Source organism: uncultured Roseovarius sp. (genome assembly GCF_963972555.1).
Classification (GTDB): domain Bacteria; phylum Pseudomonadota; class Alphaproteobacteria; order Rhodobacterales; family Rhodobacteraceae; genus Roseovarius; species Roseovarius mucosus.
On sequence record NZ_CAXAUM010000006.1, the window covers coordinates 193998 to 209513 of the forward strand.

The following is a 15516-nucleotide window of genomic DNA, read 5'->3' on the forward strand; positions in this document are numbered from 1 at the left end:
GATCGGTTGAACGCCCGTGATAGCGCGGATCACCTGCCCAAAAAAGCGGCAGAGCTATGACAGCACGACATGACCGCTATGCTTGGCCTTGTGCTCGGGTTCGACATGGATCGTCACCCGCGCGCCTGGCAGTGCCGCCATCAGCGCCGCCTCGATCCGGTCACAGAGGTCATGCGCTGCCTCGACCGTGGTCTCGCCCGGCATCACCAGATGAAATTCGATAAAGGTCACAGGCCCGGCATGGCGCGTGCGCAGATCATGCGCCTGCAAGGCGGCATCGTCGCTGGCGGCCGTCTCGATCACCTGCCGGATCATGATCAGTTCCGCCTCGGATACCGCCTCATCCATCAACCCGCTCAGCGACGCCTTGATCACCATGCTGCCGGACCACAGGATATTGAGCGCGACCAGGACCGCCATCGCCGGATCAAGCCAGAGCCAGCCCGTCGCCAACGCCAGCCCAACGCCGAACAGCACGCCCACCGAAGACACCACATCGGTCATCAGATGCTTGCCATCCGCCACCAGCGCCGGCGAGCGATAGCGCCGCCCGTTGCGGATGAGCGCCAGCGCCCAGAGCGCGTTGATGCCCCCCGCCGCCATGTTGATCGTCATGCCCAGAAACGGTTCGTCCATCGCGCGCGGGGCCTGAAACCCGTCATAGGCTTCGCGCAGGATAAAGAGCGCCGCAATGACGATCAAAACCCCCTCGAGCACCGCCGAGAAAAACTCCGCCTTGTGATGCCCAAAGGGGTGATTGTCATCCGCAGGCCGCCGCGCCACCTTGAGCGCCACGATCACCGCCAAGGCCGTCGCCAGATTGACCAGGCTCTCCAGCGCATCCGACATCAGCGCGAGCGACCCGGTAAGCGCCCAGGCCAAGACCTTGAGCGCCATCACCAACAGCCCCACGACCACGCTGCCAATCGCCAGCCGCATCACTCGAGTGGCGGCGCTCCCTGCCTCACTCACCGGATTTGATCGGCACGCCGTATAGTTCGAGCCGATGCCCGATCAGGCGATACCCCAGCTTTTCCGCGATCCGGTCCTGCAACGCCTCGATCTCGGGATCGACGAATTCGATCACCTCGCCCGAATTCATGTCGATCAGATGATCGTGATGGTCGCGCTCGGCATCTTCATAGCGTGCGCGCCCGTCACCAAATTCCAGCTTGTCGAGAATACCCGCCTCCTCGAACAGTTTGACCGTGCGATAGACCGTGGCAATCGAAATTCGCGGATCACGCCCCGAGGCGCGGGCGTATAGCTCTTCGACATCCGGATGATCGTCCGACCCCTCCAGAACCGACGCAATCGTGCGGCGCTGCTCCGTCATGCGCAGCCCCTTGGCCTCGCAACGCTCGGTGATGGTCTCTGTCATGGGCGGCCTCGTCTTGTCTTGCGGCGGTGCCATAACGGCACGGGGCGGTGCTGACCAGCCCCTTTGCCGCCCTGCCTGCGCGGTCAATGCGGTGCTGTGCGCGAGAATAGCTGAATGACAACGATCCCCGCAAGGATCATACCCGTGCCGATGATGGCAGGAAGATCGAGTTTCTGGCCAAAGATCACATAGCCGATACAGGCGATGAACACGATCCCCAGCCCCGACCAGATCGCATAGACCACCCCGACCGGCATCACCTTGAGCGTTTGCGCCAGCAGGAAAAAGCTGATGCCATAGGCCACCACCACCAGAACCGACGGCCACAAGCGGGTGAATTGCTGGCTTGCCTGCAACGCCGTAGTGCCTGCGGTTTCGGCAAGAATGGCAAGAAACAGGATCAGGTAAACCTGTGGGATCATGACGCACACTCCGGTCTCGGGCAATCGGCCCCAGACTTATGCGAGGGCGCAAGCGACGTCCACCGGGAAAGGGTGGCTTTCATCTGCGCCTTGCACGGAAACCCCGCGCGGAACAAGGCGCGGGACGCGCCGCCGCGCGGATCGCTTGATGCAAACCTCAGCGAACTCCCATCCCCTCAAACCCTGCTTGCCAGCCACCCCACCCCACCCCATATTCCTCTCATGTTGAAATTCACCCCGATCCTGCTCGCCATTCTCTACGCGCTCGCCATGTATCGTTTCTCGGTCTGGCGCACCTCTAGGGAATTGGATGCTCAATCAACCGAACTGGCCGACCCCAAGCTCAAGGCGATGACAGACCAGCTCGCCCGTGCGCTCAACCTGCCCCGCGTTCGCGTGCATATCTATGAGATTGACCCGGTGAACGGCCTGGCCGCCCCAGATGGGCGCATCTTCATCACCCGTGGCTTCTATCGCAAGTTCCAGACCGGCGAGGTTTCCGCCGAAGAAATGGCCTCTGTGATCGCGCATGAGTTGGGCCATGTCGCCTTGGGTCATTCCCGCCGCCGGATGATCGACTTTTCCGGGCAGAATGCCCTGCGCACGGCCCTTGCCATGATCCTGTCGCGCTTCATTCCCGGTCTGGGCGTCTGGATCGCCAACGGTCTGACCACCCTGCTCGCCGCCCGCCTCTCTCGCGGTGACGAGTATGAGGCCGACGCCTATGCCGCCGCCCTCCTGACCAAGGCGGGCATCGGCACGGCTCCGCAAAAATCGCTGTTCGAAAAACTCGAAGCGTTAACAAGCAGCGCGGGCGGCGCCATGCCTGCGTGGCTGCTCAGCCACCCCAAGACCGCTGAACGCATCGCCGCGATCGAAAAACTTGAGAGTCGCTGGAAGAGCCTTCCTTGATTGTCAGTGATCCTCGGACCTGACCCGAGGATCTGCCGCCTTCCGACGACCTTACAAAATCACCTGACAAAGCTTACAAACCTTACCATTCGTCACCTTCAAAATTTTTTGATCAAATTATCTTGGCAAGTCCCCCACTGCCGGGCTAGGCTGTCACAAAATCATCATCAGGACTTACTTCCAATGGATCTTACACAGTTCCAGACCTTCCGCGTGGCTGCCTGTGACCTCAATGGCCGGATGCGGGGCAAACGTCTTCCCGCCGCCCATGCGGACAAACTATCAACCGGTAGTGTGCGTATGCCGCTTTCATCTCTAAATCTGGACATCTTCGGTGCAGATATCGAAAACTCGCCGCTGGTGTTCGACACCGGCGATATCGATGGCGTGCTCCTGCCCACCGACCGTGGCCCAGTGCCCCTGCCTTGGCTCGACGTGCCGCAAGGCCTTGTGCCCATGGTCATGCACCACGAAGACGGCACCCCCTTTGCCGGTGATCCGCGCCATGCCCTCGTGTCCGTCCTCGACCGCTACGCCGCAAAGGGCTGGCACGTTCAGGCCGCGACCGAGCTGGAATTCACATTGGTAGACGGAAAAGGTAATACTCTCAAGAACATACGCGACCCCCGCAATGGCCGACGGATGAAATCACCGGGCATTCTCTCGCTTGGGCAGATGGATGCGTTCGACGGTTTTCTCAGCGCGCTTTACAACGCCGGGATGGAAATGGGCCTGCCGGTCGAGACCGCCGTCAGCGAAGCAGGCATCGGCCAGTTCGAACTGACCCTGCATCACCAGAACGCCCTGCGCGCCGCCGATGACACCTGGCTTTTCAAGACACTTATCAAAGGTTTGGCGCGCCAGCACGGCTATGTTGCCACCTTCATGGCCAAACCCTTCGAGGACGACACCGGCAACGGAATGCACATGCATTTCTCGGTTATGGACAAGGACGGGAACAATGTTTTCAACGATGGCACGGCCGAGGGCACGGACATCCTGCGCGCCGCAGTGGCGGGATGTCTTGCAGCAATGCCGCCCTCAACGCTGATTTTCGCACCGCATGCCAACAGTTATGCAAGGCTGGTGCCCGGCGCCCATGCGCCAACCGGTGCAGGCTGGGGCTATGAAAACCGCACCACCGCCGTGCGCATCCCCGGTGGCCCCCCTGCCGCGCGCCGGATCGAGCACCGCGTCGCAGGCGGCGACATCAACCCCTATCTCAGTTTTGCCGCCATTCTGGGGGCGGCAATCACCGGGATCGAAGACGGTCTGACGCCCCCACCGCCCATCAGCGGCAATGCCTACGAGGTCGAGATGCCGCAACTGGCGGCAGATTGGGCCACAGCGATCGACTGGTTCGCCGAGAATCCGATGATTGCGCGCATCTTTCACCCCGAACTCATCCGCAACCTCGTGATGACCAAACGTCAGGAATTGGCCTATATGTCCCCCATTCCCAAAGAAGACCACTGGAAGACCTATCTCGAAACGGTGTAGCCTGAAGCAGCACCCCTGCCTTAATTTGATCAAATCAAGAGACCGCCATGAAAATCGGCATCCTGAAAACCGGCCACGCCCCCGACATCGTGCAAGACGAGTTGGGCGACTACGAGGTGATGTTCGCCCAGTTGCTCGACGGGCATGGCTTTGAATTCGATCATTACAACGTGGTTGATGAAGACTTCCCTACCGGACCGGACGCCGCCGACGGCTGGCTCATCACCGGCTCGAAACACGGGGCCTACGAGGACCATCCGTGGATTCCCCCGCTGGAGCAGTTGATCCGGGATATCCACGCCTCGGGACGACCGCTGGTGGGGGTCTGCTTTGGTCATCAGATCATCGCGCAGGCCATGGGCGGCAAGGTCGAGAAATTCGGCGGCGGCTGGCAGGTGGGTGTCACCGACTATGATATCGAGGGGCAACGCCTGCCTCTCAACGCCTGGCATCAGGATCAGGTGACAGAACTGCCGGAAGGGGCACAAGTGATTGGAAGCAACGCGTTTTGCGAAAACGCTGCCCTGCTCTACGGCGACCGGATATACACGATCCAGCCGCACCCAGAATTCACCGCCACAATGATCGACCGCCTCATCCACCACCGCGCCCCCGGCGTGGTGCCGCCCGACCTGATTGCCGAGGCCAAGGCCAAACTTGACCAACCGACCGCAAATGCCACTATAGCCGCCCGTATGGCGGAGTTTTTCAAACGAGGTGCCAGCCATGGCCGATCTGAATGACCTGACCAATTCCCTACCCGCCTCCGCGCAGGCCTATCTCGAGAATAGGCGTCTCGACGAGGTCGAGTGTATCATCTCAGATCTGCCCGGTATCGCGCGCGGCAAGGCGGTGCCAGCGACGAAATTCGCGCGCCAGAAATACTTTCACCTGCCCGATTCCATCTTTTTCCAAACCATCACAGGTGATTGGGGCGAAGCAGCCGGCGAAGGCGGCTTTATCGAGCGCGACATGATCCTGCGCCCCGACATGTCGACCGCCACCGCTGCGCCCTGGACTGCGGACTGGACGCTTCAGGTGATCCATGACGCCTTCGACCGCGAGGGCGCGCCTATTCCCTTTTCTCCACGCAACGTTCTGCGCCGGGTGGTCGACATGTATCACGCCCATGGCATGAAGCCCGTGGTCGCGCCCGAAATGGAATTCTTCCTTGTGGCGCGCAACCTTGACCCGGCGCATGAGATCAAGCCGATGATGGGCCGCTCAGGCCGCCCCGCCGCCGCGCGTCAGGCCTATTCCATGACCGCAGTCGACGAATTCGGCCCCGTGATTGACGACATCTACGATTTTGCCGAGGCCCAAGGTTTCGAAATCGACGGCATCACGCAGGAGGGCGGTGCCGGTCAGCTGGAAATCAACCTGCGCCATGGCGATCCGATCAAGCTGGCGGATGAAGTGTTTTATTTCAAACGGTTGATCCGCGAAGCCGCCCTGCGCCATGACTGCTTCGCCACCTTCATGGCCAAGCCCATCGCCGACGAGCCGGGCAGCGCCATGCATATCCACCACTCGATCCTCGACATGGAAACGGGCCGCAATATCTTTGCCGGGCCGCAGGGCGGCGAAACCGACGCCTTTTTCCACTTCATCGGCGGCTTGCAGAAACACCTGCCCTCGGCCATCGCCGTGCTGGCCCCCTACGTCAATTCCTACCGCCGCTACGTCAAGGATCACGCCGCCCCGATCAACCTCGCCTGGGGCCGTGACAACCGAACCACCGGCATTCGGGTTCCCCTCTCCGGCCCCGAGGCGCGGCGCGTGGAAAACCGCATGGCGGGTATGGATTGCAACCCCTATCTGGGCATCGCGGCAAGCCTTGCCTGCGGTCTCTTGGGGATTCTCAACGAAGATTGGCCCGACAAGCAATTCAAGGGCGATGCCTACTCCGGCGAGCCGGACATTCCCAACGTCATGGGTGACGCGCTCGATATGTTCGAGGAAGCCAAGGCGCTGCACGAGATTCTCGGGCCGGAATTCGCCCGTGTCTACGCCATCGTGAAACGCACCGAATACGAGGAATTCCTCCAGGTCATCAGCCCATGGGAGCGTGAGCATCTCCTCCTCAACGTCTGAGCCGCGCGGCACCGGCGTACGATTGAGTATTTGCACCAAGAAGAAGCCATGAACCTGCTCTATTCCAACGACCGGCGCGGCCTTTATCCGCCAAGCTGGTATGCGGCCACGGCCTCGACCCTGCCGGAATTCGCGCCCCTGCGCGGGCGAACGAGGGCCGATGTCTGTGTGGTGGGCGCGGGATATACCGGCCTCTCGGCGGCACTGCATCTGGCGGAGGCGGGGTTTGATGTGGTGCTGCTCGAGGCGCAGCGCGTGGGCTTTGGTGCATCGGGGCGCAATGGCGGGCAATTGGGCAGCGGGCAGCGCATGGAGCAGACCGCGCTCGAGCGGCTGGTGGGCGCGGATGATGCCGCGCATCTGTGGCGGCTGGCGGAAGAAGCCAAGGATCTGGTCAAGTCGCTGGTGGCGCGCCATGGCATCGACTGTTACCTGAAACCGGGTGTGGCGCATGCCTGTTTTACGGCGCGCGAAATGGCGGCAGAGCATGCCTATGCCGATCATCTGGCCAATCGCTATGGCTATGATCAGATCGAAAAGCTGGATGCCGAGGGCTTTGCAACGCTCTGCCCCTCACCCGCCTATCACGGTGGCACGCTGGATATGGGGGCCGCGCATCTGCATCCTCTGGCCTATGCGCTTGGCCTTGCGCGTGCGGCAGCGGCGGCAGGGGTGCGTATCCACGAAGGATCAGCGGTGCATCAGATCACGCGCGGCCCCAAGCTGCGCGTGGCCACGGATGCAGGCGCGGTCGAGGCGGATCACCTTATTCTGGCCTGCAACGGCTATCTCGGCGGCCTTGATCGCAAAGTCGCCGCGCGGGTGATGCCGATCAACAATTTCATCGTGGCGACAGAGCCACTGGGCGATGACGCCGCCCGCGTTCTGACGCGGGATGTCGCGGTGGCCGATACGAAATTCGTGGTCAATTACTTTCGCCTCAGCCATGACAAGCGCCTGCTCTTTGGCGGCGGCGAAAGCTATGGCTATCGCTTTCCCAAGGATATTCGCGCCACCGTCCGCAAACCGATGCTCGAGATTTTTCCGCATTTACAGGATGTTGCGCTTGAGTATGCATGGGGCGGCACGCTGGCGATCACTCTGCGGCGGATGCCCTATCTGGCGCGCCTTGCCCCCAATATCCTGTCTGCCTCGGGCTATTCCGGGCATGGTGTGGGCACCGCCACACATGCAGGCCGCCTGATGGCCGAGGCCCTGCGCGGCGAGGCATCGGGCTTTGACTGCATGGCGCGGGTGCCTGCGCCGGCCTTTCCGGGGGGCGCCGCGCTGCGCAGCCCGCTTCTGGTGCTGGCGATGACTTGGTTTTCGCTGCGCGACCGTCTCGGTCTTTGACCCCGCCCATTTCAGCGTAATTCTGCCCTTTGCCCCGGTATCAGCTGGGTTTCCTTTGACAAACTGTCACAATTCACGCCTATATGTTCCGGAAAACCGAAATCTAACTTCAGGAAATCCGAAAATATGGCGCTTGCCCCCAATGTCTATGACGCGGAACCCATCCCCGAGGCCGCCCGTGCGGAGATCGACCGGATGCTGCAATCGGGCGATCTCTTCCGCTACACGGCCCCGGAGAACGCCCCGGTGACGCTGTTGGAACAGGAGTTTGCCGCATTGCTGGGCACGAAATATGCGCTGGCTGTGTCATCCTGTTCTGCGGCCTTGTTCCTGTCGCTCAAGGCACTGGGCCTGCCGCGCGATGCGCGGGTGTTGATCCCCGGCTTCACCTTTGCTGCCGTGCCCTCTTCGGTGCTGCATGCCGATTGTCTGCCCGTGCTGTGCGAGGTGGGCGAGAATTACCGGATAGACATTGCGGACTTCACATCTCGACTGGATACGGTGCAGGCCGTGATCATCAGCCATATGCGCGGCCATACATCGGATATGGATGCCATCATGGACCTCTGCGACGCACGCGGCATTCCGGTGATCGAGGATGCGGCGCATTCGCTCGGCACGACCTGGGGCGGGCGCAACATCGGCACCATCGGCAAGATCGGCTGTTTCAGCTTTCAATCCTACAAGCTGGTCAATGCCGGTGAAGGCGGGATCATGGTCAGCGACGACGCCGATCTCATCGCCCGCGCGGTCATCATGTCCGGCGCCTATGAACACAACTGGGCCAAACACCTGAGCGCGCCCGATGCAGAGCTTGAAGCAGCGTTCGCGCGCGCTCAGAACCAGCTTCCGCTCTATAATCTGCGGCTCAACAATCTGTCGGCGGCCATTATCCGTCCGCAATTGGCAGAGGTGGAGCGGCGCGTGCGCGACGGGCGGGCCAATCACGATTATGTCGCGGCGCGGCTCGATACCTCGCCTTGGATGAGCGTTCCCGCCAAACTCCCCCCCGAAGAGCGCGCCCCGGATTCGATCCAGTTCAATCTGGTGGGAATGACCGAAGAGGATACCCGCGCCTTTGCCCAGGCCGCGGCGGCGCGCGGCGTCAAGGTGCAGGTATTTGGCCTGAGCACCGACAATGCCCGAGCGTTCTGGAACTGGCGGTTCTTGCCCGGTGCGGCCCCGGTTCTGCCGCAGACTCGCGCCATGTTGATGCGCGCCTGCGATACCCGCCTGCCCGCGCGCCTGACCCGCGCCGATCTCGATCTGATCGCCGATGCGCTGGTTCTTGCGGCAGAGGATGTGATGGGCCGCGGCCGCGCCTACGGCACCTGATCCCGCCATGAAAACGGGCCGCCCGCAGCGTGCGGACGGCCCTTATTCCTCTCTCACAGAAGCTTATTCGGCTTTGCCAGCTTCGATCGAAATCTGCACCTCGACCTCGTCGCTGACGAAGGGGGTGAATTTGTCCACGCCAAAATCCGAGCGCAACAGCGTTGTGGTGGCGTCAAACCCAAGCCACGGCTTGTTGTTCATCGGGTGCGCATCCGCCTTTTGATTGAGGCGGGCATCCAGCACGACAGATTTTGTCACGCCGTTCATGGTCAGATCGCCGCTGATCTTGGCGGTGGTGTCGCCCGTGACCTCGATCCCGGTTGAGGTAAAGGTGACCATATCGCCTTCGGTCGCGCCAAAGAAATCCTCAGACATGAAATGCTCTTCGCGCTTTTCCCAGCCGGTGAACATCGACATCACCGGCATCGACACGTTGACCGAAGACGCGGCCGGATCTTCGGCATCGAACATGATCTCACCAGCAAAGCCAGAAAACATGCCATGGGTGGTGGAAAAGCCCAAGTGATTGTAGGAAAACACAACTTGGCTGTGGCTGGGGTCCAGCTCGTATTTTTCAGGGGCAGCAACAGCGCCGGTCGCGGTGAACGCAAGCGCCGTGGCGAGCAGGATATTCTTCATCGGAAACTTCCAGAGAGTGAAATGTGACGTACATGATCACATTTGGCGCTCCGGGTCCAAATCACAATCCCGTAGTTTCAAACAACCTCTGTGGATTGGCGAACACCTGCCGCAGTAGCGCGTGATACCTGCCCGGCTCAGGCAGGAAAGCCCAAGGCAAGGCGCAGGGCCTTGGCCGTGGCGCGATCCTCGATCTTCATCGCGACAATCTGACGACCGGCGGCATCACGCGCCGTCAGCACCCGGTCCCGCATCGAGAGTTCCGACAGCGTGTCGAGGTCATGCACTGCGACGCGCGCCACCCGCCCACCCGCAACAGGGGCGATCACATGCAGGCGGCGGTTCATCACGTCGACCTGAATCTCGGGTCCTGTCTGACCCGAACGCGCGCGGCTCAGGCACATCAGACCCCCAAAGAGCAGCGTCACGAAGAACAGCAGCTTGATCATCATCATCGCGGAGTCCTGCGCGCCAGCCGACACCAGCCAGAGGCCAAAAGCCGAAAAGATCAGCGCACTGCCGCACAAGGTCTGCGTGGCGCGACCAAGATCGAGTGCCGGGGCCTCTGGCAAAGCATGGCCGGTGGTCTCGTGGTAATCGAACGGTGCATGCGTGAACTCGCGCTCAAAATCCGGCAGGGCAACCATGGTCATACTCCTTTTCACCTCGAACACGACCAACCTGCCCGCCAAATTCGTCCGCATTGCGGCAAGTCGGCGGCATTCTGCGGGCTGGATCAAAGCGCCTTGCGCCGACCCGCAGGGCCATGTATACGCGCCCAATCTTTCGCAATCGTTATGAACCGCGCAGTCTCTCGTGGATGGGGCGCGAAAGATCCAAAGCCCGTCCTATGAAATGCGCCTTGATAGAAATGGAGTGAACATGCCGCTTTATGAGCATGTGATGATCGCGCGTCAGGACCTGTCCAGCGCGCAAGCTGAAGGGCTGATCGAACATTTTGGTGCCGTGCTGACCGAGAACGGTGGCACACTCGTCGAGCACGAGTATTGGGGCGTCAAGACGATGGCCTACAAGATCAACAAGAACCGCAAAGGCCACTATGCCTTTCTCAAGAGCGATGCGCCCTCAAGCGCTGTGCAGGAGATGGAACGCCTGATGCGTCTGCATGACGACGTGATGCGTGTGCTCACCGTCAAGGTCGACGCGCATGAAGAAGGCCCCTCTGTCCAGATGCAGAAGCGTGACGAGCGCGGCGACCGTGGCGACCGCCCTGATCGTGGCGACCGGCCCGACCGTGGGGACCGCCCCGACCGTGGCGAACGCCGCGAACGTCGCTGATCCATCCCCTGAGACAAGGAGCATAAACCATGGCTACAAAACCGTTTTTCCGTCGCCGCAAGGTCTGTCCGTTCTCGGGCGATAGCGCGCCCAAGATCGACTACAAGGACACGCGTCTGCTGCAGCGCTACATTTCCGAGCGTGGCAAGATCGTGCCGTCGCGCATCACCGCCGTTTCGGCCAAGAAGCAGCGTGAACTCGCGCGCGCCATCAAGCGTGCCCGTTTCCTCGCCCTTCTGCCCTATGCCGTGAAATAAGGAGACCTCAAATGCAAGTGATCCTTCTTGAACGCGTTGCCAAGCTTGGCCAGATGGGCGATGTCGTCGACGTCAAGCCCGGCTTTGCCCGCAACTACCTGCTGCCGCAGGGCAAGGCGCTGTCCGCGTCGGAAAAGAACATTTCCGATTTCGCCGCCCGCAAAGCCCAGCTTGAGGCCCAGAACCTTGAAACCCGCAAAGAAGCCGAAGCCATGGCGGACAAGCTGAACGGTCAGCAGTTCATCGTCATCCGTCAGGCATCTGACAGCGGTGCGCTCTACGGCTCGGTCAGCACCCGCGACGCGGCAGAAGCCGCGACCGAGAATGGCTTTACCGTCGAGCGCAAGCAGGTTGCCCTGACCCGTCCGATCAAGGATCTTGGTCTGCATGACGTCCTCGTGACGCTGCACCCCGAGGTCGTGGCCACGATCCAGTTGAACGTTGCACGCTCGGTCGAAGAAGCGGCCCTGCAAGCCTCTGGCAAGAGCATCCAAGATGCTGCCGCCGAGGCCGATCAGGCCGCTGATTTTGAGATCGCGGAACTGTTTGACGACATCGGCGGCGCCGCAGGCGACGAGGATGACTATTCGGATCGTCGCGACAATAACGCCTGATATCGGCAATTGTTCTGAAAAACGTGCCGCGCAGTCTCCTGCGCGGCATTGTTTTGTGACATCGCGGTCGACAAGACGCGTCTTGCAATGTTACGCTTGGCTTTAAATTCGAGTTTTCTGTCCTCCTAGTGGTTTCTTTCCTTGCGGTTCTCGTGCTGTAACCCCACCGTCTCGCTCGCTTCTGACGTAAATTGTGGGACCAACCAGTTCCCCTGTCGCCATATCACCTGGGCCTGCTCAACATGGAAACCCCGCTTATCCAGAATTTGACCCTACACCGCCACCAGCGGTGGCATGCTCTTGGAGTCGGCTGTCTTGCGATCCAACCTATGAGCGGAGGCGCCGGGTATCTGACGCGCATGTCCTTTCTCTTGGTGGCCTTACCAACCAGCCCGCCCACCCATAAAAGGGGGACGCGGTAAATGGCTCAGTTGGATCCGTTCCGGCAGTTTCTTGACGATTTGCGCAATAGGTTCGAACTTGATCACGTTGCCTATGCCGGCATGAACCCGATCAGCGGGGCCACACATGGTCATATGACCTATGGTGCGGACTGGACATCTCACTATCTCCAGAACAAGTACTACGAGATCGACCCGACCCTGCTCAAGGCCCGTCACAGCATCGCTCCGGTGGACTGGAACAGACTGGAGCGGGGGGCCGAATTTCAAACCATCTTTCGGGCTGCCCGTGACTTTGGGATCTCGGATCGGGGGCTGACGATTCCCATTCACGGCCCCTACGGTGATGTCGGCGGTCTCAGCATCAATCGTGATTGCTCTGAACGCGAGTGGCACCTGCTCATCTCGGGGATCATTGGTGATCTCCAGTCGGCAGCAGTGTATATGCATGACATGGTGATCCAGGCTGATCCTCTGACAAGGATGCTCAATACCCCCTCTCTCTCGACTCGCGAGATTGAAATCCTGCAATGGACGGCCGCCGGGAAATCCCAACAGGACATCGGCGATATCCTGTCCATTTCGCATCGCACCGTCGAAGTGCACCTGCGGTCTGCGCGTCAGAAACTCAATGCGTTGACAACGCCACAGGCGATTGGCCGCGCGATCAATCTCGGTTTGATCTACCCGCGCTGACCTGGGCGGGCTTTTGATCAGATATCCGAAATTTTACGTATTTCCAAAGAGGTTGTCACGGGTTGGTGAGCAGTCGTGTGCGGCGATACGGGATTTCCCCAATAGTATAATCCCCCAATTTTACTAACCTCTGAATTGCGAAAAGCACCACTCACACGGGATACGCCACTTTTGGGGAGACGACACAATGATTTTGGTAATTGATGCCATTAACAAAGACAGGTTCGGCCATGTGCTGGACGAGATGTTCAAACTGCGCGCACGGGTCTTTGGGGACCGACTCGGGTGGCAGGTTGAAGTAAAAGATGGACGCGAGCGGGACCTGTTCGATGATCTGAACCCGGCTTACGCCGTAGGGCTCGACGATGAGGGGAATGTCGTCTCTTGCGTGCGCGCACTTCAGACCACCGGTCCGCATATGTTGGCCGATGTCTTTGCCGATATTCTCGATGGCGAGCCGCCCTTGCGCAGCGCGACCTTGTGGGAATCCACCCGCTTTTGCGTGGACACGCGCCGTCTTGGACGGGGGCGGGACCGCAATTCGGTCTCATACGCAACCTGCGAGTTGATGATCGCCTCGCTCGAGGCAGCAAAGCGCGCCGGTGTATCAGATATCGTAACCGTAATTGATCCGGTGATGGACCGGGTTCTGAAACGCTCGGGCAATGCACCCTATGACTATGTCGGCAAGACAGCCGATATGGGCAAGGTGCCCGCACTCGCGGCCCTTCTGGATTGCACGGAAGAGCGGATTAATCGCATCCGCGCCTTTGGCGGAGTTGAGGGCGACGTTTTTATCAGCGATGAGGCGGCTCTTGCCCTTCCGGCGATTGCTCGCATTGCCACTCCCAAAACGCCGCTTGAGCAATATTGCGACGAGCAGATTACCGCAGCCACCTCGGAAAAAGAGCGTGTTGCCGCTCTGCGCCTCAAGGCGGCACTCGAGGACAAGATTCGTTCGCGCATGGATCAGCGCGCCTGACCCCCAGGGGCGCGCAATCCTGACCGGCGACCGGCACTGTCGCCCATGTCACATGCGCTCGAACGAAAAGGGCCGCCCCACTTCTCCCCGGGGCGGCCCTTCATTTTTTGGCGGGTTGCCTGACGATCACTCGTCGTTCATCGCCTCGATCGCTTTTTCCAATTCTTCCTTGGACAACTCTTTTTCACTCACATCGGCCAGCTCGACCACATAATCGATGACCTTGTCCTCGAAGATGGGGGCGCGCAATTGCTGACGCATTTGCGGGTTCTTCTGCACGAATTCAAAGAACTCCCGCTCATGCCCCGGATACTGGCGCGCCTGGTTCATCACCGCTTGCGTCATTTCAGCATCCGTGACCTCCACATCCGCCTTCTGACCCAGGTCCGCCAGCAAGAGACCAAGGCGCACGCGGCGCTCGGCAAGCTTGGTGTGCTCTTCGGTCACGTCGATCTCGGGATGATCATGGCCTTGAACGTCCGGGTTCTCCTCGTGCCAAAGCTGATGCGCGATCTGCTTGGCCTCGGTTTCGACCATGGTCGGCGGCAGGTCAAAGCTGACCTTCTCATCCAGTTGATCCAGAACATGACGCTTGAGGATCGCACGTGCGGCCCCGGCATATTCCATTTCCAGACGCTCAGCGATTTGCGTCTTGAGCGCGGCCAGATCCTCGGCCCCATATTTTTGCGCCAACTCATCGTTGACTTCGGCGGCCACCGGCTCTTTGACGGCCTTGACGGTGCAATCGAACACAGCCTCCTTGCCGGCAAGATGCGCAGCCTGATATTGCTCGGGGAAGGTCACGGTCACGGCTTTGACCTCTTCGACCTTGACGCCGACAAGCTGCTCTTCAAAACCGGGGATAAAGCTGCCTGAGCCCAGAACCAGCGGATAATCCTCGGCGCTGCCGCCGTCAAAGGCTTCGCCATCGACCTTGCCAACAAAGTCGATCACAACCTGATCGCCATCCTTGGACTTGGAGCCTTTCTTGCGGTCCTTGAAATCCTGCGCATTCTCGGCAAGGTTCTTCAGCGCTTCGTCAACCGCCGCATCGTCGGCCTTGGCGACCAGACGCTCCAGCTTGATCGACTTGAGGTCAACATCGGGAATCGCAGGCAGAGCTTCGTAGCTCAGCACGATTTCGACATCGTCGCCTTCTTTCCATTCCTGATTGGCCATCTTGACGTCAGGCTCGAACGCCGGGCGTTCGCCCTTGGCCTCGAAATGCGCCTTCATCGCGTCATCGACGCTCTCTTGCATGGCTTCGCCCAGCACGCGCTGGCCAAACTGCTTTTTCAAGAGCGGAAGCGGCACCTTGCCCTTGCGGAACCCTTTGATCTCGATATCCGGCTGGGCCTCCTTGAGCTTGGCGTTTACCTTCTCGTCCAGATCCTTGGCCGACAAGATCATCTTGTAGCCGCGCTTCAGCCCTTCGTTCAGGGTCTCGGTGACCTGCATTTTCGTCCTCTCATATGCATCGGGCCGCGGAGGCGTCCGCGGCGGTCAAAATCACGCGTGTTCTATTGAGGCCCCCGCCAACGTGCAAGGGGAATCCGGCGTCATTTCGCCAGTCTGTTGGTGCGGGTGGAGGGACTTGAACCCCCACGCCTTGCGGCGCCAGAACCTAAATC

The 15516-nt window shown here is 60.4% G+C and carries 17 protein-coding genes; 11 read left to right on the plus strand and 6 right to left on the minus strand.

Annotated elements, in window-relative coordinates:
• Positions 1 to 54 precede the first annotated feature (54 nt).
• The 3 genes from AACZ65_RS08515 to AACZ65_RS08525 form a co-directional block, all read right to left on the minus strand.
• Positions 55 to 972: a cation diffusion facilitator family transporter gene (locus tag AACZ65_RS08515; protein ID WP_339669862.1), complete on the minus strand. Its 918-nt coding sequence runs from the start codon at positions 970 to 972 to the stop codon at positions 55 to 57.
• Positions 965 to 1381 carry a Fur family transcriptional regulator gene (locus AACZ65_RS08520; protein WP_339669864.1) on the minus strand — a complete coding sequence of 139 codons (417 nt, stop codon included), beginning with the start codon at positions 1379 to 1381 and terminating at the stop codon, positions 965 to 967. Before AACZ65_RS08520 ends, AACZ65_RS08515 begins: the two co-directional genes overlap by 8 nt.
• Before the next feature lie 83 nt (positions 1382 to 1464).
• Complete coding sequence (locus tag AACZ65_RS08525; RefSeq protein WP_037269911.1) at positions 1465 to 1800, minus strand: SMR family transporter; 336 nt, start codon at positions 1798 to 1800, stop codon at positions 1465 to 1467.
• A gap of 225 nt (positions 1801 to 2025) precedes the next feature.
• Here AACZ65_RS08525 and AACZ65_RS08530 point away from each other — a divergent pair, with 225 nt between their 5' ends.
• The 6 genes from AACZ65_RS08530 to AACZ65_RS08555 all read left to right on the plus strand — a co-directional run bounded on the left by AACZ65_RS08530 (position 2026) and on the right by AACZ65_RS08555 (position 8997).
• Positions 2026 to 2715: a M48 family metalloprotease gene (locus AACZ65_RS08530; RefSeq protein ID WP_339669866.1), complete on the plus strand. Its 690-nt coding sequence runs from the start codon at positions 2026 to 2028 to the stop codon at positions 2713 to 2715.
• Positions 2716 to 2898: 183 nt separating this feature from the next.
• Positions 2899 to 4215, plus strand: coding sequence for a glutamine synthetase family protein (locus AACZ65_RS08535; protein WP_339669868.1), 1317 nt, complete (start codon positions 2899 to 2901; stop codon positions 4213 to 4215).
• A 47-nt stretch (positions 4216 to 4262) separates the two neighbouring features.
• Positions 4263 to 4958 carry a type 1 glutamine amidotransferase gene (locus tag AACZ65_RS08540; RefSeq protein ID WP_339669870.1) on the plus strand — a complete coding sequence of 232 codons (696 nt, stop codon included), beginning with the start codon at positions 4263 to 4265 and terminating at the stop codon, positions 4956 to 4958.
• The gene (locus tag AACZ65_RS08545) at positions 4942 to 6309 is read left to right on the plus strand and encodes a glutamine synthetase family protein (protein ID WP_102105841.1); all 1368 of its coding nucleotides are present in this window, start codon (positions 4942 to 4944) and stop codon (positions 6307 to 6309) included. The genes AACZ65_RS08540 and AACZ65_RS08545 overlap by 17 nt, the downstream gene beginning before the upstream one ends.
• A 48-nt stretch (positions 6310 to 6357) precedes the next feature.
• On the plus strand, positions 6358 to 7662 hold the full coding sequence (locus tag AACZ65_RS08550; protein ID WP_339669873.1) for an FAD-binding oxidoreductase: 1305 nt from the start codon (positions 6358 to 6360) through the stop codon (positions 7660 to 7662).
• 126 nt (positions 7663 to 7788) lie between these two features.
• The gene (locus AACZ65_RS08555) at positions 7789 to 8997 is read left to right on the plus strand and encodes an aminotransferase class I/II-fold pyridoxal phosphate-dependent enzyme (protein WP_339669875.1); all 1209 of its coding nucleotides are present in this window, start codon (positions 7789 to 7791) and stop codon (positions 8995 to 8997) included.
• 63 nt (positions 8998 to 9060) lie between these two features.
• On the opposite strand, the gene AACZ65_RS08560 is transcribed toward AACZ65_RS08555, so the two are convergent.
• Together AACZ65_RS08560 and AACZ65_RS08565 are read right to left on the minus strand one after the other, a co-directional pair.
• Positions 9061 to 9636: a YceI family protein gene (locus AACZ65_RS08560; RefSeq protein ID WP_339669877.1), complete on the minus strand. Its 576-nt coding sequence runs from the start codon at positions 9634 to 9636 to the stop codon at positions 9061 to 9063.
• Positions 9637 to 9773: 137 nt separating this feature from the next.
• On the minus strand, positions 9774 to 10283 hold the full coding sequence (locus AACZ65_RS08565) for a hypothetical protein (protein WP_339669879.1): 510 nt from the start codon (positions 10281 to 10283) through the stop codon (positions 9774 to 9776).
• Between the two features lie 235 nt (positions 10284 to 10518).
• Here AACZ65_RS08565 and rpsF point away from each other — a divergent pair, with 235 nt between their 5' ends.
• The 5 genes from rpsF (at position 10519) to AACZ65_RS08590 (ending at position 13885) form a co-directional block, all read left to right on the plus strand.
• Complete coding sequence (gene rpsF, locus AACZ65_RS08570) at positions 10519 to 10935, plus strand: 30S ribosomal protein S6 (protein ID WP_339669881.1); 417 nt, start codon at positions 10519 to 10521, stop codon at positions 10933 to 10935.
• Between the two features lie 29 nt (positions 10936 to 10964).
• A complete protein-coding gene (gene rpsR, locus AACZ65_RS08575; RefSeq protein ID WP_008282293.1) occupies positions 10965 to 11192 on the plus strand; it encodes a 30S ribosomal protein S18 in 228 nt (75 codons plus the stop codon).
• An 11-nt stretch (positions 11193 to 11203) separates the two neighbouring features.
• A complete protein-coding gene (rplI, locus tag AACZ65_RS08580; RefSeq protein ID WP_339669884.1) occupies positions 11204 to 11806 on the plus strand; it encodes a 50S ribosomal protein L9 in 603 nt (200 codons plus the stop codon).
• Between the two features lie 422 nt (positions 11807 to 12228).
• On the plus strand, positions 12229 to 12903 hold the full coding sequence (locus AACZ65_RS08585) for a LuxR family transcriptional regulator (RefSeq protein ID WP_037269562.1): 675 nt from the start codon (positions 12229 to 12231) through the stop codon (positions 12901 to 12903).
• Positions 12904 to 13090: 187 nt separating this feature from the next.
• A complete protein-coding gene (locus tag AACZ65_RS08590; protein WP_339669890.1) occupies positions 13091 to 13885 on the plus strand; it encodes an acyl-homoserine-lactone synthase in 795 nt (264 codons plus the stop codon).
• A gap of 126 nt (positions 13886 to 14011) precedes the next feature.
• Here AACZ65_RS08590 and tig read toward each other — a convergent pair whose 3' ends face one another.
• On the minus strand, positions 14012 to 15343 hold the full coding sequence (gene tig, locus AACZ65_RS08595) for a trigger factor (protein ID WP_339669892.1): 1332 nt from the start codon (positions 15341 to 15343) through the stop codon (positions 14012 to 14014).
• Between the last annotated feature and the right edge of the window lie 173 nt (positions 15344 to 15516).

Coding starts and splice junctions, on each gene's coding strand:
- AACZ65_RS08520 (WP_339669864.1), bottom strand. CDS start 1,381: ATGACAGAGACCATCACCGAGCGTTGCGAGGCCAAGGGGCTGCGCATG.
- AACZ65_RS08530 (WP_339669866.1), top strand. CDS start 2,026: ATGTTGAAATTCACCCCGATCCTGCTCGCCATTCTCTACGCGCTCGCC.
- AACZ65_RS08535 (WP_339669868.1), top strand. CDS start 2,899: ATGGATCTTACACAGTTCCAGACCTTCCGCGTGGCTGCCTGTGACCTC.
- AACZ65_RS08540 (WP_339669870.1), top strand. CDS start 4,263: ATGAAAATCGGCATCCTGAAAACCGGCCACGCCCCCGACATCGTGCAA.
- AACZ65_RS08545 (WP_102105841.1), top strand. CDS start 4,942: ATGGCCGATCTGAATGACCTGACCAATTCCCTACCCGCCTCCGCGCAG.
- AACZ65_RS08550 (WP_339669873.1), top strand. CDS start 6,358: ATGAACCTGCTCTATTCCAACGACCGGCGCGGCCTTTATCCGCCAAGC.
- AACZ65_RS08555 (WP_339669875.1), top strand. CDS start 7,789: ATGGCGCTTGCCCCCAATGTCTATGACGCGGAACCCATCCCCGAGGCC.
- AACZ65_RS08560 (WP_339669877.1), bottom strand. CDS start 9,636: ATGAAGAATATCCTGCTCGCCACGGCGCTTGCGTTCACCGCGACCGGC.
- AACZ65_RS08565 (WP_339669879.1), bottom strand. CDS start 10,283: ATGGTTGCCCTGCCGGATTTTGAGCGCGAGTTCACGCATGCACCGTTC.
- rpsF (WP_339669881.1), top strand. CDS start 10,519: ATGCCGCTTTATGAGCATGTGATGATCGCGCGTCAGGACCTGTCCAGC.
- rpsR (WP_008282293.1), top strand. CDS start 10,965: ATGGCTACAAAACCGTTTTTCCGTCGCCGCAAGGTCTGTCCGTTCTCG.
- rplI (WP_339669884.1), top strand. CDS start 11,204: ATGCAAGTGATCCTTCTTGAACGCGTTGCCAAGCTTGGCCAGATGGGC.
- AACZ65_RS08585 (WP_037269562.1), top strand. CDS start 12,229: ATGGCTCAGTTGGATCCGTTCCGGCAGTTTCTTGACGATTTGCGCAAT.
- AACZ65_RS08590 (WP_339669890.1), top strand. CDS start 13,091: ATGATTTTGGTAATTGATGCCATTAACAAAGACAGGTTCGGCCATGTG.
- tig (WP_339669892.1), bottom strand. CDS start 15,343: ATGCAGGTCACCGAGACCCTGAACGAAGGGCTGAAGCGCGGCTACAAG.